The organism is Bradyrhizobium sp. Leo114 (assembly GCF_055229415.2).
The window spans coordinates 154,405-177,265 of sequence record NZ_JBUYEN020000019.1 but is presented as its reverse complement, the minus strand read 5'-3'; the positions used below and the strand labels follow the sequence as shown (position 1 = coordinate 177,265).

22 protein-coding genes are annotated in these 22,861 nt (G+C 56.9%); 15 read left to right on the top strand and 7 right to left on the bottom strand.

Translation table 11 applies throughout. From position 1 onward, the window contains the following. The first annotated feature begins 140 nt into the window (after positions 1 to 140). On the top strand, positions 141 to 1,775 hold the full coding sequence (locus ACZIRK_RS23760; RefSeq protein WP_463328190.1) for a retron Ec67 family RNA-directed DNA polymerase/endonuclease: 1,635 nt from the start codon (positions 141 to 143) through the stop codon (positions 1,773 to 1,775). A gap of 18 nt (positions 1,776 to 1,793) precedes the next feature. Then, positions 1,794 to 2,942, top strand: a complete 1,149-nt coding sequence (locus ACZIRK_RS23755; RefSeq protein ID WP_130223077.1) for a Shedu immune nuclease family protein — start codon at positions 1,794 to 1,796, stop codon at positions 2,940 to 2,942. A 191-nt stretch (positions 2,943 to 3,133) separates the two neighbouring features. Here ACZIRK_RS23755 and ACZIRK_RS23750 read toward each other — a convergent pair whose 3' ends face one another. From ACZIRK_RS23750 to ACZIRK_RS23730, 5 genes are all read right to left on the bottom strand, one after another. Further along, positions 3,134 to 3,400, bottom strand: a complete 267-nt coding sequence (locus ACZIRK_RS23750; RefSeq protein ID WP_463328189.1) for an HGGxSTG domain-containing protein — start codon at positions 3,398 to 3,400, stop codon at positions 3,134 to 3,136. After that, positions 3,397 to 4,056 (bottom strand): hypothetical protein, encoded by a 660-nt coding sequence (locus ACZIRK_RS23745; protein ID WP_130223053.1) that lies wholly within the window; start codon positions 4,054 to 4,056, stop codon positions 3,397 to 3,399. The genes ACZIRK_RS23750 and ACZIRK_RS23745 overlap by 4 nt, the downstream gene beginning before the upstream one ends. 527 nt (positions 4,057 to 4,583) lie before the next feature. Beyond that, complete coding sequence (locus ACZIRK_RS23740; RefSeq protein WP_130223051.1) at positions 4,584 to 5,558, bottom strand: efflux RND transporter periplasmic adaptor subunit; 975 nt, start codon at positions 5,556 to 5,558, stop codon at positions 4,584 to 4,586. After that, on the bottom strand, positions 5,555 to 5,773 hold the full coding sequence (locus ACZIRK_RS23735) for a DUF1656 domain-containing protein (protein WP_130223049.1): 219 nt from the start codon (positions 5,771 to 5,773) through the stop codon (positions 5,555 to 5,557). Before ACZIRK_RS23735 ends, ACZIRK_RS23740 begins: the two co-directional genes overlap by 4 nt. Next, a complete protein-coding gene (locus ACZIRK_RS23730) occupies positions 5,770 to 7,908 on the bottom strand; it encodes an FUSC family protein (RefSeq protein WP_474418532.1) in 2,139 nt (712 codons plus the stop codon). Before ACZIRK_RS23730 ends, ACZIRK_RS23735 begins: the two co-directional genes overlap by 4 nt. Before the next feature lie 28 nt (positions 7,909 to 7,936). Here ACZIRK_RS23730 and ACZIRK_RS23725 point away from each other — a divergent pair, with 28 nt between their 5' ends. Continuing rightward, positions 7,937 to 8,755, top strand: a complete 819-nt coding sequence (locus tag ACZIRK_RS23725) for an AraC family transcriptional regulator (RefSeq protein WP_463328186.1) — start codon at positions 7,937 to 7,939, stop codon at positions 8,753 to 8,755. Positions 8,756 to 9,060: 305 nt separating this feature from the next. Here the strand turns inward: ACZIRK_RS23725 and ACZIRK_RS23720 are convergent, their stop codons facing one another. Together ACZIRK_RS23720 and ACZIRK_RS23715 are read right to left on the bottom strand one after the other, a co-directional pair. Further along, entirely contained in the window at positions 9,061 to 9,687 is a 627-nt protein-coding gene (locus tag ACZIRK_RS23720) for an Lrp/AsnC family transcriptional regulator (protein ID WP_130223043.1), read from the bottom strand. Between the two features lie 307 nt (positions 9,688 to 9,994). Beyond that, positions 9,995 to 10,798 (bottom strand): AraC family transcriptional regulator, encoded by an 804-nt coding sequence (locus ACZIRK_RS23715; RefSeq protein ID WP_463328185.1) that lies wholly within the window; start codon positions 10,796 to 10,798, stop codon positions 9,995 to 9,997. Positions 10,799 to 11,040: 242 nt separating this feature from the next. On the opposite strand from ACZIRK_RS23715, the gene ACZIRK_RS23710 reads away from it, so the two are divergent. From ACZIRK_RS23710 to ACZIRK_RS23655, 12 genes are all read left to right on the top strand, one after another. Continuing rightward, complete coding sequence (locus ACZIRK_RS23710) at positions 11,041 to 12,000, top strand: LysR family transcriptional regulator (RefSeq protein WP_463328184.1); 960 nt, start codon at positions 11,041 to 11,043, stop codon at positions 11,998 to 12,000. Positions 12,001 to 12,445: 445 nt separating this feature from the next. Then, positions 12,446 to 12,817, top strand: coding sequence for a VOC family protein (locus tag ACZIRK_RS23705; protein WP_130223037.1), 372 nt, complete (start codon positions 12,446 to 12,448; stop codon positions 12,815 to 12,817). Between the two features lie 75 nt (positions 12,818 to 12,892). After that, positions 12,893 to 13,378, top strand: a complete 486-nt coding sequence (locus ACZIRK_RS23700; RefSeq protein WP_130223075.1) for a flavin reductase family protein — start codon at positions 12,893 to 12,895, stop codon at positions 13,376 to 13,378. Between the two features lie 291 nt (positions 13,379 to 13,669). Beyond that, positions 13,670 to 14,539, top strand: a complete 870-nt coding sequence (locus tag ACZIRK_RS23695; protein ID WP_028161635.1) for a branched-chain amino acid ABC transporter permease — start codon at positions 13,670 to 13,672, stop codon at positions 14,537 to 14,539. Then, positions 14,523 to 15,554 (top strand): branched-chain amino acid ABC transporter permease, encoded by a 1,032-nt coding sequence (locus ACZIRK_RS23690; protein ID WP_463328183.1) that lies wholly within the window; start codon positions 14,523 to 14,525, stop codon positions 15,552 to 15,554. The genes ACZIRK_RS23695 and ACZIRK_RS23690 overlap by 17 nt, the downstream gene beginning before the upstream one ends. Continuing rightward, positions 15,551 to 16,276, top strand: a complete 726-nt coding sequence (locus tag ACZIRK_RS23685) for an ABC transporter ATP-binding protein (RefSeq protein ID WP_130223035.1) — start codon at positions 15,551 to 15,553, stop codon at positions 16,274 to 16,276. Before ACZIRK_RS23690 ends, ACZIRK_RS23685 begins: the two co-directional genes overlap by 4 nt. Continuing rightward, positions 16,269 to 16,988: an ABC transporter ATP-binding protein gene (locus tag ACZIRK_RS23680; protein ID WP_130223033.1), complete on the top strand. Its 720-nt coding sequence runs from the start codon at positions 16,269 to 16,271 to the stop codon at positions 16,986 to 16,988. The genes ACZIRK_RS23685 and ACZIRK_RS23680 overlap by 8 nt, the downstream gene beginning before the upstream one ends. A gap of 210 nt (positions 16,989 to 17,198) precedes the next feature. Continuing rightward, a complete protein-coding gene (locus tag ACZIRK_RS23675; RefSeq protein ID WP_130223031.1) occupies positions 17,199 to 17,966 on the top strand; it encodes an enoyl-CoA hydratase/isomerase family protein in 768 nt (255 codons plus the stop codon). Then, a complete protein-coding gene (locus tag ACZIRK_RS23670) occupies positions 17,967 to 18,734 on the top strand; it encodes a creatininase family protein (RefSeq protein WP_130223029.1) in 768 nt (255 codons plus the stop codon). A 226-nt stretch (positions 18,735 to 18,960) separates the two neighbouring features. Further along, positions 18,961 to 20,091: an LLM class flavin-dependent oxidoreductase gene (locus ACZIRK_RS23665; protein ID WP_130223027.1), complete on the top strand. Its 1,131-nt coding sequence runs from the start codon at positions 18,961 to 18,963 to the stop codon at positions 20,089 to 20,091. A gap of 29 nt (positions 20,092 to 20,120) precedes the next feature. Beyond that, entirely contained in the window at positions 20,121 to 20,900 is a 780-nt protein-coding gene (locus tag ACZIRK_RS23660; RefSeq protein ID WP_028161642.1) for an enoyl-CoA hydratase/isomerase family protein, read from the top strand. A gap of 1 nt (position 20,901) precedes the next feature. Beyond that, positions 20,902 to 22,773: an AMP-dependent synthetase/ligase gene (locus tag ACZIRK_RS23655; protein ID WP_130223025.1), complete on the top strand. Its 1,872-nt coding sequence runs from the start codon at positions 20,902 to 20,904 to the stop codon at positions 22,771 to 22,773. Positions 22,774 to 22,861 lie beyond the last annotated feature (88 nt).

Here is a 22,861-nt window from a genome sequence, read left to right as displayed (position 1 = left end):
CAACCCGATCCTACCGGCGAATCGCCGGTGACCACCGCAAAGCCGCCCGCCCGCTACGCGCTATGTGAGGGCGCGCGTACGGGCGGCTTTGCTCTACCGAGCTACACCATCACCGGGGACACGACCCATCGCTAAGCGATTTGGCCAAACTAATTGGCTACAAGCCTAGTGCGCTGTCTTTTCTCATTCATCACGCCCCGGCAACATCCAAGTACACTAGCTTCTCTGTCCCGAAGAAATCCGGCGGCGTCCGCCTGATAAATGCTCCGTCGCCCAAGTTGAAAACTCTTCAACAGCACCTTGTGACGTTGCTTACCAAGTGCCGGAAAGAGATTGACGAAGCTAGCAATCTGAAGCCGTTGTCGCATGGCTTTCGGAAAGGGCAATCAATAATTACGAATGCAAATCCACACATCAGACGCCGATATGTTCTGAACTTGGATTTGGAGGACTTTTTCCCTTCGATCAACTTCGGGCGAGTGCGCGGCTATTTCATAAAGAATAACGACTTCAAACTGCATAAGGATGTGGCGACTGTCATCGCTCAGATCGCCTGCCATGCCAACTCGCTGCCGCAGGGGGCTCCGACCTCACCAATAATTTCGGACTTGGTCGCGCACCTGCTAGACGTTCGCTTGGTTCGTCTCGCGAAGAAGAACAATTGTACATATACGCGCTATGCGGATGATCTTACATTTTCCACAAACGTGAAGGTTTTCCCCACGTCACTTGCTCTTCAGACTTCGCCGTCTGATTGGGAACTTGGCAAGCCACTTTCGGATGTGATCACGGATGTAGGCTTTAAGGTCAATCCATTAAAAACACGAATGCAGCTGCGGGGGAGTCGTCAAACCGTAACGGGCCTTACGGTCAATCAGAAGGTGAACATTCAAGCGGGCTATTATCGCAGGGTCCGCTCGATGTGCTACGAACTGTTCAAGACCGGACTGTACTTTCAACAAGGCAGTGCGCCAGTGTCCGCGCTTCCCGTTGTTGAAGGTCAACTGAATCATTGCTTTCGGGTTAAGCACGAAGTCGCTTACAGCCGAAAGGTTGATATTCAGAACGATAAGAGGGACAGAGGTGTTCGGAAACTTTATCGAAGGTTTTTGTTCTACAAACACTTCGTCCAACTGACTAAGCCGCTACTGATATGTGAGGGGAAAACCGACGTCATCTATCTTAAACTAGCTCTGCGCAGCCTGGCTGCGAGCTTTCCGTCACTCGTCACGACAACAGCGGCTGGTGAGGTGCGCAATGTCGGCTTTTTCAATCACACTGATATTGCAGATAACCTTCTAAAGCTGGGCGGCGGCTCGGGGGGCATGCAACTTCTAATCAAGGACTACGCAAGTGTTTTGAAATACTTTCGAAGTAAGCCTCTAGCGCACCCAGTCATACTCGTAATCGACAATGATGACGGAGCGGACGACATATTTGCGGCAATTTACAATGTGACCAAAACAAAGGTCTCTCGTACGTCCACCGCTGACTTCTATCACATCGTCAATAACCTGTTCCTTGTTAAGACTCCGGAATCAGGGATTCATGGCACTTCCCGGATTGAAGACCTATTTAAGCCTAGTGTGCTGAAAACCGTTGTTGATGGGAAAATCTTCAATCCCGCAAAAAAGATCGATCCGACCAAGGAGTACGGAAAGATTGTGTTTGCCGAAAAGGTCGTTCGACCAAATGCAAATAAGATCGACTTCTCGGCCTTCAATAAGTTTCTAGGTCGGATCGAGGCCATTTTAAAGCACTACAAACCGCCGTAGCATTTTGTGGGGCGCGACATGACCGACGACGATCTTGAATATCTCGCAAACTATAAGCCCAACGCGCTGTATACCGTCCCAGCACGGAACGGAAAAGGTGCGTATGCCACGCTCGTCGGTGACAGCGAGGTTGTCTTCGGCGAGATAGATGTCACGACGCGGTGTAAAATCGCGGTCTCTGCTTTCTATGTTAAGGACCGGGTGGACTTCGGCACCCTCAAAATTACGAAGATGAAGTTCCACAAGACCTATGGTTGGCGGAAAGATGGTGAGGTTCACGTCAATGACTTTCAACTTACACAGATAAGAGAATTCTTGTCGATCATTTCAAGCCTCGACCTTCGCGATGCAAGGAAAACGCGCGTACTCCTCGACGATAGTATTCACGTCGCCGCACTAGGTACCCTACTGTCCAGCACCAAGGGAGCAGCCTTGGTTCGAGAGCTTGCTGCAAATCCGGATTTGCACGAAGACATCTATGCGGTGGCGGCGAAGCGTTCGGCGCTTGCCGAGTTTGAGTCCAATCTGCGGCGAGAGGTATCTGAACCGAAGTGGCAGCTTTTTTTTGAGGCCAACCCTTGGATTTTTGGGCATGGCTTGAACTACGTATTCTTAAACAAGGTAGGTGGAAAGCTAGAGAGCCAAACCACCGGCTCCGCTTTTGACCGCGCGGGCAAGCGCGCTGATGGTCTGATGGCAACTAACGCTGAAGTCAGCCAATACGTTCTATTAGAAATCAAGAGGAACGATACCGACCTTCTTCGCGAAGACAGTTATCGCGCCGGTGTCTGGGGCGTCTCCGACGAGTTGTCGAATGCCGTTACGCAAATTCAAAAGACAGTATTTGAGTTCACTAGGAATCGATTTCGCGACTGCTCAAAGGATGATGACGGTAACGATACGGGAAGAATAATTTATTCAGTTGAGCCCCGCAGTTACCTGATTATCGGAAATTTGGGGCAGCTGTTATCAAATGACGACAAGGTGGCGTGCTTCGAACTCTTCCGGCGCAATCTGCGTGCACCAGAAATTCTTACCTTCGATGAGCTATACCAGCGAGCGCGATTCATCGTCGAGAACATCAGCAGCAAAGTTCAATTGGCCAATCGATCTATTGTTCAGCAAGCTGCCCGAAGTGACATGGGCGATGATGATATTCCTTTCTAGGGCGCCTCCGTACTGCCTGAAGCGTTCTTTGTTCGATGGTGATCGCCTGACGCGTGTTCTTAAAGGCGTCGAAAACCAATTTTGGCGAACTTTCACCTGCTATCGAAACGCGAACAGGCTCTTTTGAGGATGAAGCGGCCGAAACTTTTTGAGGTGACAACGCTTACGGCCCCCGACATTTGTGAAACCACTCACTTCATCCCCTCCAGCAGCTTCCGCGCCTCACCCAGCACCGCCCGAATCTGCCTTCGCTCGGCGATCGCGTCCCTGGTGAACAGGCCGTGCTTGCGCGCGTTCTGGTTTGCCTTTGGCGCGCCGGATCCCTGTGCGCCGCCGTGCATGCGGCAGCGCTTTTTGCCGTGCACCGCCGGCGAGCGGCACGCGCTGCCGCAACGGGTTTTGGCGCCACAACGTGGGCTCGCCAGCATCGGGCCGGTATTTCTGATGTGATCGCTCATGCCTGTGCGTCCCGCTTGGCATCAACGGAAGCTTGTCCTCGCTTGGCGCCCGAGGCCTTCGGCACCTTCGCCGCGGAGGCCCGGTTCTTGTCCGAAACGATCACGCTCGCATGCTGCGTGACGTTGCCGACGATGGCCTTGCCGCCGTCCTCCACCTTCACGTTCTGCACGGTGATGGCGGGCTCGCCACGGCTCAGGTAGCGGCTCAGCGCCTCGATCTGGGCGGGAAACGTGCGGGCGAGCCGGCCCAATGCGCGCGCGGCGCTGTCGTGCTGGGCGAGGTCGTCGGCACTGGCAAGGTGATGGGCACATCGCATCGCCATCACATGAACCGAAACCATCTGCGCCACCAGCATGGCCTCGACGGAATCCCTTGGGCGAAGGCTCTTCATCATTGAAATCATGAAGGACAGGTTGACCTCGTCGGGGCGCCCGCCGCTCACGCTGGCCCTGACCAATTGCCGGAGGATGCCATCCATCGCTTCGCGATCGGTTGCTCCCAGCGCGTTCGCCATGAGCTGTTCGCCGAGCTCCGGATCGGGATGCTCGATGGAGAATCCGTGTGATGAGAGCCTTATCCGCGGGGCTGCGGCAGCTTTGGTGGGGTCGGTTGCTGCGATCGCCGTTGGCGTAGCGAGGCTTGGGGCGGTGTTCATGTCGAAACTCCCTGGCACCCGCGCAGCAAGCGCGCGCGGTTCGGCGACGCGCGAGGCCATCGTTCGCCGCGCGGAGCCGGTGCAATTTCAATTGTGGGTGAGGATGCGGGTGAGGATTCCTGGACCGCAGGTCGCAACCGACGCGCCCGCTACTCGCGGACCGACGGGCGTTACAAGATTGCGGAATGATCAAGGAATGCCCCTGATTTGCCCGACGTGTCAAGTTGCTATTCCAGCGCTAGCTGCCGCCTGCACCTTTGCATGGGGTTGTTTTCGATATTTGAGAGCGCGCAGCTTCGAAGGGGAGTCCTCCAACATCACCCGCAGGCAAAGGCACGGTGCGATACGCACGATAGCGGGTATCGAGTTGCATGGCCGACCTGCATATGAATATTCCCGCGGGGCGCCTAAGAGCACTATACCGCAATCTAATTACATAAGAGGTCGCAGTTTTATTCTGAGTGGCGCGCCATGCTGCGCCTTCCACGCTGGGGTACGACTTTGTACGATTGCGCCAGTAGGTTCGTTCAAAGCTTGCGCGTTGCTGATCGCCCGAGACCGTCTTCCCGATCGAACACCCGCAAAAGGCGCGAGATACCCGACCCGAGCATTGACGTGACCACTGGATTGAGACCGGTGTCGCTGTCGATCTGAACGGTGACGGTTCGCCCGACGATCAATTCATCCGCATTGTCATTCGCGTCGAGCTTGATCCGGACGGGAATGCGCTGAGCGAGCCTGACCCATGAGAAGGTCGGATTGATATTGGCAAGCATGCTCGCACCCGAACTTCGTTCACGATCTTCGATTCCGCGGGCAATGCTATCAACTGTTCCTCTCAGGATCGAACCGCCCATCAACCTGACATCGGCAGCGTCGCCTACATGGATGCGTGCGAGTTTCGTCTCCTCAAAGTAGCCTTCGACGCGCACCGTGTCGGTCTCGATCAAAGCCGTGATGCCTCGACCCGCCGGAAGGTAGGAACCTGGACGCAAATCGAAGTTCGTCACGTGACCATTTACTGGGGCGCGGATCTCAGATCGGGTCAGATTGAGACGTGCGACATCCAAATCCGCTAGGGCCTGATTATAGGCAGCCTTGGCCTGAAGGTCTGCGGCGCGGACCGTCTCGCGCTGCTGTTGAGAGATGACCCCATCGCTCAGCCTTTCATAGCGGGTGCGATCGCTCGCGGCTCTCTCGAGGGCGGCTTCCCGGCTTGCCACCACAGCCTCTGCCTGTCGGACCGCCAGACGAAATCGCTCCGGATCCAATCGAAGTAAAACGTCCCCTTTGCGAACCGCCTGATTATCTTTGATCAGAACTTCCTCGACCAGGCCGGAAACGTCCGGAGCGACCACGACAACGTCGGCCCTGACGTGTCCGTCCCGCGTCCAGGGAGCTTCTTCGTAGTGGTCCCACATGCCGATGGCGACCGGTGCCGCAATGGTGAGAACCAACGTGGTGACAAAGATGCGCGGCAGAATCGAGCCTCTCCCGGTCATGGCAGCAACTTCCCCAAGAAAGTGTAGGATATATCGACGAGGATCGCGAAGATCGCGAATTCGAATAACGCCGGGTGCCACGCGAAGCTCTTGATCCCTGACGAAACGAATCTCTTGAGCACCGCGGACAAAGTGATCCCGAGCCCGAGCGCGAAGACGCAGGCGACGACAAAGGTCGGCACGAACACACCTGCGACGTTGATCTCTTCGTTCATTGCGCAACTTCATCAAAAGTTGGAGCTGGCGCATTCGGGAAGAGCACGCGACGTAGGCCGACTAATGCGGGCAGCCGTGTTCGTTGGATTGCGGCGTCCGATTTGCAATGCTGGCGCAGCTCCACATCGATCGCCGCGAGCAGCGCCTTTGCCTCGGTTGGACGAAGCTCGCTGTCCCCCGACGCAAACCATCGGAAGGCGTGCGACAGCTTGGCGGGGAGATCCCCGAGAGTCGTGCTCCGCTGGCCGTTAACGCTCACCACGCTCGACTTTAAGTCGAGCAAGTCCAGGCCCATCTGCAGCGCGGCCAGCGAGCGGCCGGCTTCTGCCTCTACATCCGCGCCGGATAGCGCCAATCTTGGAATGACCAGGCCGAGACGGTCGAGCATCACGCCCACCCACCGCTCTCGGCTCATCGGTCGGCGGGCGCCGGCGAGGATCGCCAGGTCGACCCATCCGTGCCGGATTAGGCGCCTCGCAGCGTGCTTTGCGGTCACCGAGCGGAATGTGCGGACGGCCAGGAAGGCGGCAATGAGGCCGATGAGTGAGGCGGCATTGGTGTTGGCGAACGAAGCGAAGTCGGCCGAGAACCTGTTTTGAAGATCAAGCGCCCCGATCAGACCGAGGCCGAGGGCCAACGCTTTGAGGATGTGACGCGGATTGGCCTGCAGATAACCGATGATGAGGAACGGCGGAGCCAGCGCGGCTGCTAACATTGGAAATCCGTCGATCGCTGGAAAGATCAGAAACAGGTAGATGGCCGCGATCGGCAGCGACGCCACTGTCCAGATCGTATAGGACATCAGGGTCGGAGCGGGATCGTCGAGGCTGCTGTAGAGCGCTGCGGCGATCGTGGCTATCTGCGCGGCGATGCCACCTTCCGGCCAGGCGGTTGCGATCCAAACGGCGCTGCAGCCAAGCACGGCCGCGAAAAGGGCGACGACGGACAAGGCAGCGAGCCCCTGGTCACGATGGAGAGTTCTCTTGGCGCGGCGGACTTTCGGGCGAGATGCCGTTGTCGGGTTGGAAGTAACTTGCGAGCCATGGATGATCGCGGACAGTTCGTGAGTTGCAGCCAGTGCTTCGATTAATGCCGCCGACTTGGCGATCATGCTGGATGCGAGAAGCCTGTCCCATTCGTCTTGCGCGGCGGGCAGTGCAGCGTCAAATTCCGCGCATCGGCGGAGCAACTCGGTCGCGCTCAGCCGCGATTCAATTGGATCGCGCGCCCATTCGCCGAGTTGCGAGAGAAGTTGATCCAATTCCGGCGTGCGTCGCGCGCCGAGCGCAGCGAGCCTATCTTCGATCGCCGTGAGCATGGGTAGCACGAGCGCGAGCTTGTCCTGCAAGGCACGAATCGCCCACAGCTCCGGCTTTGTCGCGGCTGTGTCGTAGCTGAGGTGGGTTGATAGCACTTCGAAGTGGGTGATGTCAGCGGCCAACCGCCAGCGCGCGGAGTTTCCTTGCGTTGGAGTGTGATCCAGCAAGACATCCGCCGTCCAAGCAAATGCATCACGAACCGCAGCATCGATTGCCTTGGTCAGGGCGCCTGTGACATCGCTCGGAAACAGCAGCGTATGGACGACTGTTGCACAGCAGATCCCGAGCGCGATTTCCTCGACGCGCGCCAAGGCGACGTCGAAAACCAAATGAGGAGCAGCTACGCTTGAGAACGCGACGGTCGTCGCCGTGTATCCCGCCAGCATGAAGGCGTAACTGCGGGGAGTCCGGTCTTGAAGGGAGACGTACAGACAGAACGCTGCCCAGCCCGTGATGGCAACGGTCATCAAGGTCGGCTGATCGACCAAGATCGGAACAAGCGCCACGGCGGCGCAGGCGCCGAGCAGACGGTAAACGGCCCGTGAACGGACCGCGCCGGCGAGTGGTTGGGCAGTAAGATAGACGGTGAGCATTGCCCAGTAGGGTCTCTGTAGGCCGAGACGAAACGCCAGATAAATTGCGAGCATCGCCGCAATGAACGAATTGGCCGATAGCAGCGCCCACTTGGGGTCGAGGGTACCTGGAAATGCGATGTCTCCGAAAATTCGGGACAGAGTGATTCGTGTCATGGTTCTACGCCGGGTCCGTGAAGCACCCGAACGATAGAACTTGCAGCGCGGCAGGAATTTCGCCACTTTGCCAAATAATTGCTAAGTTATGACAATGCGTGGCTCTCTCCTCCAATACTACCGTGAATTGGATCCGGACGCGCTGGACCGTCCGGTCGCTGCGCTCATGGTCGATACTCAGGAGAAGGAAGACGAAGTTCCGATCCACACACATCGGAAAGGACAGTTGGTTTTGGCGCACCGCGGTGGCGTGACGTGCGAGGCCCCCAGTGGACTTTGGATGGTGCCTCCGCGATGCGGCGTCTGGATCCCCGGCGGCATGCCGCACAGCAATCGAGCGACCGCCAACGCCAGCATCTATTTCCTATACGTAGACATGAATGCGGCATCCGTTCCGAAGGAGTGCTGCACGCTGTCGATCACCCCTCTTCTGCACGAACTAATCCATCGCTTGGCGACGCTGCCGCCCCTCTATAATCCGGAAGGACCAACGGCTCATATCGCCGCGGTTCTGCTGAACGAGCTTATCGAGATGCCGACCGAGCAATTGCATCTTCCAGTTACGCGCCACTCAAAACTACGCGCGATCGCCGATGCCTTGATGGAAAATCCTGCGGATCGCCGCACCGTAGCAGAATGGGGCGAGGCCATTGCGCTCGGCGAACGGACGCTCATGCGCCTCGTCGTCGCCGAGACCGGCATGACGTTCAGTCGCTGGCGTCAACAACTCCACATCATAATCGCTCTTCAGCGGTTATCCGCGGGAGAGTCTGTGCAATCGGTATCTGAAGTTCTCGGCTACGATTCCGTTAGCGCATTTATAACAATGTTCAAGAAGGCGCTCGGCAAATCGCCGGCGCGGTATTTTTCCGATCGCGTCAACAAGCGGGGCGAAGGGGCGGCGGAACCGTAGTTCAACTAGATCCTGCAGCAGCGAGAGATCCGGTGCCGAGCGCGAAGCACGAGATCGAGCGCTCTTTCCGGCATCGATATATCTTCAACGACGGCCGCCAGCCAATCGCACGAACGAGGAATGTTCCCGATCGCACCCCGTCACTAGGTTGCTCGGTCGATCGAGCAGCGTCAAAGATTTCCGATGAGGCGACCAGCCGTCTTTTAAGATCACTTCCCCTGAGGATTGAAATCAAAGTTCTTCGTTTCGAACGATCTCGATCCCGAATCCGGACAGACCTTTGAAGCGATGGATTGACGATGTCGCTAAAAGCTGGCTGCATTATGATCAAGTGTGCGCGAAGTCTCGATGCTCATGCCGGCGTCGATCCTCGTCTGAGGGGCTGCGTCGTATTGTGGCTTAGCCGGCCTCTCGATGCGCTTGGAAGCCAGGTTGCATGACTTGATCTGAACTGGCTGGTTTGAGTCGATAGGAAGTACCGTTTTGTGAGAAATCCGCTTCAAAGCCAAGTTTGAACGAATGCTCGAAACACCCGGTATGCGCGAGAGCTTGTTGACGATGAGGTCTTCAAGAGCCTCGATGTCGGACACCATCACGCGGAGAAGATAGTCGCTGTCTCCCGTCATCAGGTAACACTCCATCACCTGGCTCAAGCGATCAATTGTGCGCGTGAAGTTCTCAAGTGATAGCTGGACTTGCTTTTCAAGCTTGACTTGGATGAAGGCGGTAACGCAGATGCCGAGGACCGCTGGATCCAGTACGGCAATTCGTCGATCTATCACCCCGAGCTTTTCAAGCGTACGAACTCGGGCGAGGCAGGGCGACGGTGAAAGATTGACGCGGGAAGCAAGCTCGACGTTGGTTAAGTCGGCGTTCTGCTGCAGTTCATTCAGAATCTTTATGTCGATCCTGTCGAGAGCCGTGGTTGTCATATCGTCTTCTCCCAGGGCAAGCGGTAGCTTTATCGAGGCCCGGCCCCGCGCGTTATCTCGCGTGGTGACATCTCGATGACAGAGATGCTAACCGCAGTTGCGACTGCGAAATTTCGACAAAATGACGACTTATATCGAAAAACCGTCAATTTCTCAGGGCTGGCCGTGCAGGGATGAGGCAACCCGTGGCGGGGTGCCGTCCACTCGAAAACAAGTGTGCGTGCTCAAACGCCTGCGACCGAACGGCTAGAGTCCGAACACAAAAGGCGGATCCTGCGACCGATAGAAGAAATAAAAAGCAATCGTCTTAATCTGCCACTGACGCCTGCTCGGAGCGTTCTTGAAAGTATTTGGCAGGAGATTTCCCCAGAGCCTTCTTGAACATCGTAATGAATGCAGTGGTAGAGCCGTAGCCCAACGTGGCTGCAACCTGATGGACCATCGCGCCACCGGAGAGTTCCCGCAACGCGACCATTAGGTGTATTTGCTGTCGCCAGCGTCCGAAGGTCAGACCTGTCTCCCGCTCGACCAGCCGAGAAAGCGATCGTTCGCTCATCGCTACACGATCGGCCCAGCCAGCCAATGAAGATCTATCGGCTGGAGTTCTGGTCAGAGCGTCGGCTATGAGCTGAAGTTTTGGGTTACCGGAAATGGGCAGCGAAAGATCCTCGACCGGCTGGACGGTCAATTCATCAAGCAGAACTCTGGCAAGCCGACCACAATGACTGTCAGGATCATAATGTCGCGGCATGACCGCGAGCCGGAGAATCATCTCGCGGACCATCGGGCTGATCGACAATGTGCAGCATCTTTCCGGAAGGGCCGCTGAATCCGGCTCGACGAACAGAAGGCAAATCATCGCGTTTGCTGTTGCCTTGTTGCTGTGCTCAAGGCCGCCCGGGATCCACACGCCGGACTGCGGAGGTACTATCCAGCGAGTGCCTGGAACGTCGCAGGTGATTCCACCACGGAGTGCCAAAACGAGCTGACCTTTTCTGTGACTGTGGATCGGCGTCTCGTTCTCGTTATCTAAGACGTCCATTCGAACGGCAGTGGCCGCGACGGGACAATCGTCCGGATCGAAGTCAGAAAAACCCAACTGCACGGTCATGTCCGCAATTGTCGATATTTGGAGATGATTTGGCAAGGTAACTTAGTCCTTTCGCCGCTGCGGAAGTGTAGGGAATAGCGCCATCTATTGAGGCAAGATGCAAATGCGCGTTCTCATTTCCCGAATGGTCAATTCGAATCTTCAATTGCAAAGTGAGCTCAGTGGAAAACTGTTCTCTCTTGAGGAAGGGCTGGAGAAAGCGCGTCTGAAGGTATCGGGGCCTTAGAACAGGTATACGAGCGATGGACCTTCTCGGTAGCCTCGGCATTTTCGTGCGCGTAGCGGAAGTTCTTTCGTTCTCGGCCGTGGCGCGCGAGCGCGACGTAAGCCAGGCCGCCGTCGCCCGCCAGATTTCGCAGCTCGAAGAGCGTTTTGGCGTTCGCTTATTCCATCGCACTACGCGAAAGATCAGCCTCACCGATGACGGGCAGATGCTTGTCGTCCTTGCACGACCGATATTGGACGGCGTCGAGGATATGCTGACGGCTGTGGGACGACAGAGTACCTCTCCCATCGGATTGGTCCGGGTTGGCGTGACGGGTACCGCTGGTCGCTTTCTGGCGCAACGTCTGCCCGAGTTACTGGCGGATCACCCGGGGTTGAAGGTCGAATTGGTGGTGAGCGATCGAATCGGCGACATGATCGAAGATCGTCTCGATCTTGGGATGCGTGTTGGCGAGATATCAGATGCGTCATTGATTGTTCGTCACGCCGGCACATTTTCACGCGTTGCCGTGGCCGCGCCCAGCTATATCGAAAAGCACGGCGAGCCTTCCTTGCCCGCGGAACTTGCACAGCACACCTGCATCGTCCACGCCAGCAACCAGAACTCCGACATGTGGACGTTCGTGACCAATGAGAGTGCCCAGCAATTTCGCGTGTCGGGCGGATTTCTCGCCAATGACGCGAGCGCCGTGCATCTGGCTGCACGAAGCGGATACGGGATCGCCCATCTCGCGCTGGTCGACGTGTTCGACGATTTGCGCAGCGGCCAGCTCGTCCGTGTGCTGAACAACTTCCCGTCTCCGAACATTCCGTTCAGCCTGGTCTACTCCTCGCGCCGGCATCTTGCGCCACGTACGCGCGCGGTCCTGAATTTCATCCTGCAGGAGCTACGAGAAATTCGCGCTTTGCTTTCCGCGGATCCAGGCGAAGGTCGAGACCAAGGAAGCGACCGAAGCACTCCGGCTTTCAGCGTATGAAGTTGCACGACGTTCTGGTTCGACAGGATGTGGTTGGGGTCGCTGGCATGTTCCGCTTTGTTCGCGTTGGTGCGTGAGAAGTCGAAAAAATAGGCGCGTACTGCACAAAGCAATGACGATTTGCTCAGTCCAAGAGCAGAAAGCATCGATAAGTGTCCAGGGAACAGCATCGAGATGGCCGGCGATGCGATGACATCAAGTATGGCAAGCGCATTTGCGATCCAAACAGGTCGAAACCCAGCAGAGATAAATCGCCTCCGCTCGCCGCGCGCGCCGGTGCGTAATGATGCTAAAGTCTGTGTGCTGCAGCATAAAATGCTGATCAGCTAGGTGGGCGACAAACTGTTTGAGCATTAATGCTGAGAAAGCGGCGGCACAATTGCAGGACAATTGAAGTTTTCAGAGATCGCAGATCGACGGCCCGCTCGGAATCGGGAGTGAGAAAGTGAAGCTTAAGCAAGTCTATCTTACTGCCGTCGAACCCGAAGGGTTAGCCAAGTTCTACGAGGCTCTCGGATTGACGATCCGCTTCGCTGATCGTGGCAAGTGGATCCAATTCGTAGGAGAGAAAGCTGCCTTTTGCATCGCAAGCCCGGCTGAATCCGTATCCGAGCAGTCTCACAATGCGGTCCTCGTATTCGAGGTGGATGATTTGGAAATGGCTGTCGAACGCGCGCGGGCGGAGGGGGCTGAGGTGCTTGGTGAAGTCCGGGACATGGGAGCGCATGGCCGGGTGGCCCATCTCAGGGACCCGCAACATAATACGATCCAGCTCATTCAAGTGGCGAGTAGGGCGGCAGATCAACCCTCTGAATGACTTCAGTTCTATGTGTCGGGGCAATTTATCACCATGAACTTCCGAGTGACGCCTATGCCTAGTCAAGAAACCCCGGTGTTCAGCAGCACAGAATTCCGCAGCGCAATGCGCAACGTGCCGGGCGCCGTGTCTATCGTAACTACGGGTACGCAGCCGGGCAGGCACGGCTTGACGCTGACAGCGGGCTGTTCGTTGTCGACCGAGCCATCGAGCGTGCTCGTCTGCGTCAATAAATCGGCTGGCGCCCACGATACGATAAAGCAGAGCAGATCATTCTGTTGGAATATCCTCGCGGCAGATCACGTTGCGCTGGCGCAGAAATTCGCGGGGCAGGACGGGAGCAAAGGCGATATACGTTTCAGCGAAGGTGTGTGGCGCGAACTCGCTACGGGAGCGCCAAGTCTCATCCAGGCAATTTGTAGCTTTGATTGCCGGGTTTCAGATTCGTACGACGCTGGAAGTCATACGATCTTCATCGGCGAGGTAGTTGCACAGGCGACAAACGCTGATCTCGAACCTCTTGTCTATGTGAATGGCGAATTCACTGTACCTAAGCGCTAAGCGACCGCCGGCGAGTACCCTTCTTATGTCGGGCCCGAGCCCGGGATCTGCGTTCGAAGCTTTGCAGATCGTCGCGAACGCGGTTATCCGCGGGAGATCATCCATCAAGTCGACCAACATGGAGCCAATTCTGATGTACGGGGGGACGATAAACGTCGACGAAGGCGGCCGCAGCAACAACGCCAGAGTAGGTTCGATTCAAGCGAAGGAAAGCCAGCCGCAAGTCGTCGGGGGTTTGAGCATCGCCGTATTCAAGCCGCGGTCTACACTCGTACCATTCAGTGTCCGCTAATGTTGTCGCTTTGGCTCAATGTTCTCGCGAGTGGCATTCTGCTCGGTCTCGTCTACGGCCTCGTGGCGCTCGGCTTGACGATCATTTTTGGTGTCATGCGGGTCGTCAACTTCGCGCACGGGGAGATGGTCGTCTTCGGCGTCTACATCGGCTATTGGGCGGTCCGCCTTTGGGACGTTCCAATCATTGTCGCGGCGGCAATCGCGGCGGTCGTTATGTTCGTCTTCGGATACTTTTTGGAAACCCTGATCGTAAAGCGGTTCGTCAACCGGCCCCATCACTATCAGTTCATTGTTTTCATCGGTCTGTCGCTGCTCTTCAGCGGCGCGCTGCTGGTGGCGTTCGGACCGGATCCGCGCCCGACTCCTTCTCAGCTGTCGTTTCAAACCGTATCGCTCGGTTTCGTGACATTGGACCTGGCGAGACTTCAAGCGGCGGCGACTGCCGGTCTGCTCATTGCCTTGTTAGGAGCGTATCTGAAGTTTTCATCGTTCGGTCGGTCTTTGCGAGCGTCCGCAGACAATCGGTTGGGCGGCCTGATCGTGGGGTTAAACATTCCTCGGGTCTATGCGGTGACCTTTGGTGTCGGAGCGGCCTGCGCGGGCGTAGCCGGCGCATTGATATCTCCTTTGTTCGACGCCCAACCATATCTAGCTGTCGACTTTACTCTGCTGGCTTTCGTGACGGTTATCGTCGGCGGCCTCGGCAGCTTCAGTGGAGCACTCTTGGGTGGATTGGTGATCGGCGTCGCCGAGGCAATCGCGGCGTTGATGTTCGCTCCGTCGATGAAGACGGCGCTTCCTTATGCGCTCCTGATCATCATCCTGATTTTCCGTCCGAGAGGGCTTTTTGGTGCAAAAGAGATTTGATGGTGCGACTGAAATGGGGCCGTGGCTCGCTGGAGCAATGCTCTTCGTTGTCCTCGCTTTAGTCGGTGCTCTGGCAAGCCCGTACGTCATCTCGTTGATGACGATTGTATTGCTCTTCACTTTCTTGGGGCAATCTTGGAATTTGATGCTCGGGATCGGTGGGCAACTATCGATCGGTCACGCCCTATTTGTCGGCCTAGGAGCTTATTCAGTGGGCGTCCTCGATGTAAAGTACGGCATTTCTCCGTGGATAGGCCTTCTGGTCGGAATGTTCATTGCCGGATCCGTCGGCGCGGTGCTGGCGTGGTTGAGTTTCCGGTTCGAAGTGCGCGGTATCTATTTCGCGCTGCTGACGGTTGCTGCCGCGGAGTTCGCCAGGATTATGTTCAGTGGCTGGGAGTTTGTTGGCGCAATGCAGGGGCTGTTCTTTCCTGCGCCAACCGGCGCAATCGAAATCTCGATGCTTCGAGGGGATGCGCGTTTCTACTACTTTATCGCTCTTGCTCTGGCGGCACTGGGGATCGTGGGAACTGAACTTATCTCGCGATCGTATTTCGGATATGTCTGGCGCGCAATGAGGGATGATGACGGGGCTGCACGCGCGCTCGGCGTCCGCACATTCCGGCACAAAATCCTCGTGATCTCGATATCGGCGGCGACGGCGGCGGTGGGTGGTGGAATTCTAGCACTCGTGCAAGGATCGATATTTCCAGATTCGATTATGGGCATGGGGCTCTCCGTTGACGTCCTGATAGGGCCCGTGGTCGGCGAGTTAGGCACGACGTTCGGTCCGCTGGTCGGATCGCTCACGGCTATTCCTCTGAACCATTTGATGAGCGCCCTCGGCGACAGTCTTCGGATCCCGGGGCTGAACAATATTACGTACGGTATCGTTCTGATTTTGGTGATCTGGTTCCTACCCGACGGCATTTGGCCGGCGATCGTCCGGCTCTGCAAGGCAATCCAGGTGCCGTCCCGAGTGTGGCTCCCGCAACCGAGGAGGGCCGAAAAATGACAAGTCTGCTCGAGGTAAAGAACCTCTCCCGATCGTTCGGGGGACTGGTCGCGGTGAACGACGTGAGCTTCGCACTGGAAGCCCGAAGTATCACCGCGCTGATCGGGCCGAACGGGGCAGGAAAGACGACATGTTTCAATCTCGTTGCCGGCGCCATGAGGCCGACCAGTGGGCAGGTGTTCTTCGAGGGGCGTTCGATCGAGAATACACCGCCTGAAATAGTCTGCAGGATAGGTATCGCGCGAACATTCCAAATCGTGCGACCGATGCGGGATATGTCAGTACTCGAGAACGCAATGGTCGGAGCCTTCAGCTGGACCAAGAACGTAAACGAGGCGAGATCGAAGGCATACGATTCTCTCGAAAGCGTTGGACTCGCCGGCAAAGCGGATGCGAGGACGGACCAGCTGACGCTGCCGGACCGGAAAATGCTGGAGATGGCCAAAGCGCTATCGACGCGACCCAAACTACTGCTGCTGGACGAGGTAATGGCGGGCCTCCGACCCACCGAAGCTGCGGGAGTGGTCCGCGTGCTGCAGAAACTTGCCGACAGTGGACTAACGATCCTGCTCGTCGAGCACGTTATGCGGATCGTGATGGAAATCGCGTCGAGCGTAGTAGTACTTCATCATGGCGCCAAAATCGCGGAAGGAAGTCCTAGAGAGGTGGTCGCGGATCCGAGGGTCCTTGAAAGCTATCTGGGGACGGGCTTCCATGCTTGACGAGGCGCTTTTATCGATCGACGGGCTTTGTGTCGCATACGACGGATCGAATGCCTTGAACGGCGTCTCCTTGCAGATCCACAAGGGCGAGTTGATCTGTGTCGTGGGTGCGAATGGTGCGGGAAAGACTTCGCTGATCAGATCAATCTCAGGCATCGTTCCGTCTTCGAGTGGTGTCGTGAAGATGAAGGGCGTTGATATTACCGGGATGCCGCCGTGGGACATCTGCGAACTCGGCATTGCGCAGGTCGCCGAAGGTCGACAGATTTTTGGAAGCCTTTCCGTCGAAGAAAATCTGCTCCTGGGCGGATCGCTTAAGCGCGCGAAGGCCAACCACCTCGAAACGCTCGAGTTCGTCTATCAATTGTTCGAGAGGCTTCGAGAGCGTAGGCGACAATTTGCCGGGACGTTATCCGGCGGCGAACAGCAGATGTTGGCTATTGGACGCGCAATCATGTCGAAGCCGGAAGTAGTCATGTTCGACGAGCCGTCTATTGGGCTGTCGCCCGCTTTGACGGACGTGATGTTTGGAGTAGTGAAGTCCTTGCACGAGCAAGGGATAACGGTGTTGTTGGTCGAACAAAACGTCGCGAAATCTCTCGCGTTGAGCAATCGCGGCTATGTCTTGGAAAACGGCTCTATCGTACTCCACGGATCGAGCCACGAACTGCTGAACAATTCCGAGATTCAGCGCGCATATCTCGGAATGTAGTGAGCGCTTCGCCCTCCGGGTGTCAGGCCGCTCAACGAGACCGGCTCTGTCCTTCATGGCTAACCGGCTTTGCAGGTCGGCGGAAGCGCTGGGAAGCCGGAGCATAAAATGCCGCGATACGGCGCTCCGGCGACTGTTTGTGTCGATATGCGCTGACACGGAAACGGTGTACAGCAATCAATTCGGAGGCATGTCGCTTAAGCTTTCCCTATGGAAAACGATGACGACCTCATAATCGAGCGCGACCTCGACATAGTCACGCTGACCATGAATAGGCCACCAGCAAATGCCGTGAATAACGGACTAATCGATCGCTTGCTGAACACTATTCGTGCATTGTCTACTCAAGTGTCGCCGCCAGGCATTGTATTGACGGGTCAAGGTGATCGCTTCTTCAGTGCGGGCGGCGACATAAAGGAAGTGGCCGGCCTCGAAATATCTAGACCCCGCATGAGGGTCTTCCATGCGCTTCTTTGCGAGATGGAGAGATATCCAGGCCCGGTCGTATGTGCCGTGCGAGGGTATGCGGTCGGAGGGGCGCTCGAATTTCTTCTTCATGCCGACTACGTCGTCGCAAATCGCGAGTGCAAGATCGGGTTTCCGGAAATCAACCACGGCCTCTTGCCCGCAGCCAAAGGAATGCGGCAAGCAGTCCAGAAGCTGGGGCTTCGTGAAGCACAAGCATTGCTCTATTGGGGCGAGTTAGTCGACGCGCAGAAAGCGCTCGAAATTGGCGCGATCAACGAGATCACAACCACCGCGAAAGTGATGGGCCGTGCCGTGGAGGTATGCAAGCATCTTCGCGGAAAGGAGAAAAAGCTGTTTGCCGCGATCAAGCGCTCGTTGAACTTGACAGGACAAATGGATGACGCCTCGCTCGAGGTGATGACGATTGAAGATCTCAACGCTTATCTGACCGAGAATAGTTCAGCGGACGCGCGTGCCCGCTTTCTATCGAAGAATTCGAAGAAGGAATGAATGACCGCATTGGCATCTCCTGAAGAAATCCGCCTGGAGTTCATGAGCTTCGAGGAGGTATCGGCTGCCCTGGCGCAAGGAGGTTCGACGGTCCTAATCCCATGCGGCGCTGTCGAGCAGCATGGACCGCATCTTCCGCTTTGCATGGATGCCGATCACGCTGACGCGCTCGCGGCGAAAGTGGCGCGGCATCTTGGCAATGCCCTGATAGCCCCTACGATCAAGGTCGGCTGTTCAGCTCACCATCTTGTCTTTCCCGGCACCATCTCCCTTCGCCCGGAAACGTTTGAAGCAATCTGCCTGGACTACTGCACAAGTCTCGCGCTGCATGGTTTCAGGCGGATTCTGCTCTTCTCCGGACATATCGGAAACTTTCCCGTCCTGCGCGACATTCTTCCTCGGTTGAGGCGCGCGGTTCCGAAAGATGTTGAGATCGACGCATTCTGTGACTCTATCGCTTGGATCGACAGGTGGCGAAGCGCCGTTAAAGATGCCGGAGGTGACCCGAATGCAGTCGGTGGGCATGCCGATATAGCGGAGACATCTCTCATGATGTGTCTCCGCCCCGATAGCGTGCGGCTGGATCGGTTCGAAGTGGGACACCTAGGCGTGCTATCTGAAGAGCAGCTTCACTCCATGTGGAAGAATGGGATCAAGTCGATCACGGACAACGGCGTCATTGGCGATCCGCATGGTTCGACCGTCGAAATCGGCGAGCGATGCCTTGAGGCGATAACAGATCTTCTGGCCGCCTCGTTCGGTAAATAAGTTGACGCCGGTTGCACCTCATGTGTGCCGCCAACACAGGAAGCTGCCAGCGAAGGAAAACGACGTTGCGGCCCGCAACAAGTGTTGGTCAGGGACAGGAGCGTAGTCTGGCTGCTTACAGCACAAAATTTGGAAAGTTATGTAACGACGACCAGCATTCGAACGAAAATGTTGCTCCGCCTATGAAACGCTGTGCCGATCTCGAATCTCCCAGAGGATTTAAAAGATGGCACTTACGTTCGGGTTTTGGTCGGAGCAAGAAACCCAGGTCGGGCAGAGCTATGCTCGCCGACTTCATGAATTGGTGGACGAGGTGCGCCTCGCGGAAAAGGTCGGGTTCGACTGCGTCGCGCTTTCCGAGCAGCACGTAGCGCTCGGTGGCATCTCGAGCTCAGCGCCTGAAGTCGTGTATGGCTACCTCGCCGCCGTGACGTCGCGCGTGAAGCTGCGGTCCGCGGTTACCCTGATGCCGCACAGGATCAATCATGCTTTGCGGTCGGCAGAGCGATTGGCGGTCACCGATATCCTATCCCATGGCCGCATGGAGTTTTACGGCGGCCGTGCCAATACGACCATCGCAATGCGCGCGTTCAATGTCGATCCAAGTGAAACGCTTGCGCAGATGGAGGAAGGTCTCGCGCTTCTGAAGAAGTCGATGCGCGAGGATATCTTCACTTTCGAGGGAAAATATTACCAGATTCCACCGCGAATGCTCGTCCCGAAGCCGGTTCAGAAGCCGCATCCGGTCATCGGCATTGCCGCGACCAGCGAACGCAGTCACAGCTGGGCCGGCTCCGAAGGGCTGGCCGTGATGAGCAGCAACATCTACCAAGGATGGGAAATCCAGGAAAAGCTGATCAACGCGTATCGCAGTGCTTGGAGACGGGACGAGTTCGGCCCGCTTGAGCGTCCTCGCATCGGCATTCCGCTCTTCTTCGGCATCGGCCCCACGGACCAGAAGGCGAAGGACGACTACGCTGAGCCTCTGATGCACTATGCGAGGATCTCCACCGACGCGTATCCCCGCTTGGCGAAACTTGCTGATGACTATGCGTACATGAGCGAAAGCGTCCCAGCGATGGAACGTGCCGCAAAGGACTGGGACTATCTGCTTAACCACTCCGCGACGACGGTCTGCGGAAGCCCCGACACCGTCATTCGCCAGATCGAAAAGTTCCAGGCGCTGGGGATCGATGAGGTGCTTCTTCATCTCGATTCGGTGAACCACGAGAAGATCATGGAAGCGATCGAGATGGTCGGGCGCTATGTGATTCCCCATTTCAACGACAGAAACAACGTCGTGCGGCCCACGGAAGACATCCTCGGGCAAATTCGAGCTATGCGGCCTCAGAAGTAAATTCGCAAAGAAATAAAAGGGAAAGACCAATGCAACAGCATGGCTACAAGTATCTGATCATCGAGAAGCGCGCCAGCGGCGTTGCCGTCGTGACGATGAACCGGCCGGAAATTCTGAACGCGATCAATTGGGACATGCACGAAGAACTGGAGCAGGTCTTCGTGGATCTCGATAAGGACAAGTCGGTCCGTGCGATCGTGCTGACCGGTGCGGGGCGCGGCTTCTGTTCGGGCGGCGATCAGAAGTCGCTCGACAAGGGCAAACTTCCGTCGCCGACAAGGAGCGGACGTCACCTTATCCGCAACATGCTCGAAGTCGAGGTGCCGCTCATCGCGGCGGTCAACGGCGTTGCCGTCGGGCTTGGCGCAACGCTCGCCCTGTTTTGCGACGTCATCTTCGCAAACCCGACCGCGCGATTTGCTGATACGCACGTAACCGCCGGCGTCGTTGCAGGCGACGGTGGTGCGGTGATCTGGCCTCTCTTGATGGGGCCTGTGCGCGCGAAACACTATCTCATGACGGGCGATTTCATTTCCGCAGAGAAGGCAGCGTCGATGGGGATGATCAACGAAGTCATTTCGAACCGGGACGTCAAAGACGCTGCGATCGAATACGCCGAGATGCTTGCGGGGGGCCCGCAGGAATCGATCATTTGGACGAAATACAGCGTCAACAAGATCATCAAGCAGTATGCACACCTGCTTCTCGATACTTCGGCCGCGCTGGAGATGCTTACCTTCGCATCGCCAGAGCGTCGTGAGGCTGTAGCCGCATTTGCGGAGAAGCGGAAGCGCTTCGCGGAGCGATAAGATGAACGTCGAATCCCTTACGTCGGGAGCTCAACTCGTCGACGTGACCATTCCGCAGCTTCTGGGCGCGCGAAGAGCGGAGCGCCCGGACACGGTCGCGTATCATCAGAAGCGTCACGGCGAGTGGATCGCCGTGACGTGGAAGCGGTATTCGGATCGGGTCGCGAGCCTGGCGGTCGCCCTGCAGAAAGCCGGGCTCGAGCGCGGCGACCGCATCGCCATCATGGGGGACGTGTCCCAGGAGTGGCTGCTTGCGGACATGGCGACGATCTGCGCCGGCGCAGTAATGGTCGGTGTCTACTTTACCTCATCGCCGGAAGAAGTCGGCTACTATCTGAGCGATTCCGGAGCGTCCTTTGCCTTCGTCGGCAGCGAGCTTCAGCTCGGTATCGTCCTTGGATCCGGCCAGGCTGAAAAGCTGAAAAAGATCATCATGCTGGATGGTGCATGGAACGGGACCGGCGGAGCGGCAAATGTCGTCTCCCTGAAGGAATTTTGTGGGACGGCTCCAGTCGACACCGACGCATTTTTGCGGGAGCAGGCGGCGAAGGCCAAGGCCAGTGACCTGGCGAGCATCGGGTATACCTCCGGCACGACAGGCTTCCCGAAAGGTGCGATGCTGACCCATCTCTCGTTGCTCGCCGGCGCGCACTGCGTGACGACGTTTACCACGCGCATGCGCACCGACACGCATCGCGTTGTCGTCCATCTGCCGATGTCGCATACCGTCGCGCGCGCGCAAGCCACGACAATGCCATTGATCGCAAAAATGGTTCCGTATTTTGGCGAGACGAGCGCGGATTTCGCTCAAACGATCAAGGAAGTCAGGCCGACCTACTTCATGGCGCCGCCGCGGTTCTTTCAGCGGTTTGCCACGCAGATCCTCAGCAAGGTTCATTCCGGATCTGCGAGGCAGAAGCAGGACTATCAATTCGCGATGAAGATCGCCCGCAAGGCGCTTGATGATCGTCAGGCTGGTGGTGAGCCAGACCCCTTCATATCCGGGCTCTTCGAGGTCTGCCGGAAACAGATATTCCGTCCATTGCTTGCCGAAGTCGGATTCGAAGAGCTCACGGTTGCCTTCACGTCCTCGGCGGCGATGCCTTCCGAACTGATGTCTCTGTGGCAATTGTGGGGACTTCAGCTCAAGGAGTGCTACGGCCAGACAGAACTGGTCGGAGCCAACCTGGTCCAGATGGCAGAATGGCCCGAGGCTGGCACTGTCGGAGTGCCTTTGCAGGATCCGGCGTGGGAGACAGCGGTTCTTGAAGACGGGGAAATGATCACCCGCGGACCGGGGCTCTTTGTTGGATACTGGAATAAGCCCGAGGAAACCAAGTCGGCTCTGCGGGACGGTTGGCTCTATACCGGAGATATCGTCGAAGTCGGGCCGACCGGGCTTTTCAAGCTGATTGATCGCAAGAAGGAAATCATCAATACCTCCAACGGAAAGTCAATTAGCCCGACCCAGATCGAAAACGAGATCCGGCATAGTCCGTTCATCTCCGAAGCGGCGGTGATTGGAGAAGGAAAGAAGTATCTCACCGCGTTGATCGAAGTCGACGCGACCGCGACGATGGATTGGGCGAAATCGCGCGATCTCAAGATCGCGCAGTATTCGGACCTGGCGAATTCCGAGGTGGTCGTCCGAATGATTGAAGGCGAGATTGCCAAAGCAAACAGCCGGCTGGCGAGAGCCGAGCAAATCAAGGCCTTTCGAATACTACCGGAGGAGCTGTCTCCGGAGAATGGCGTGATGACGCCGACACGAAAAAAGCGCCGAAAGCAACTGATGGAACGATACCGGTCGCTGATCGATACGCTTTACGACGACACCGAAGAGAACCTGATCAAGACCGAGATGGGAATGTGATCTGAACCATTGCCGCTTATGCGAATCATACGTGTCTGGCGCGCCTCGCAGCAGCTTTCGAGCTTCAACGCGCACGGTTATCCATAAA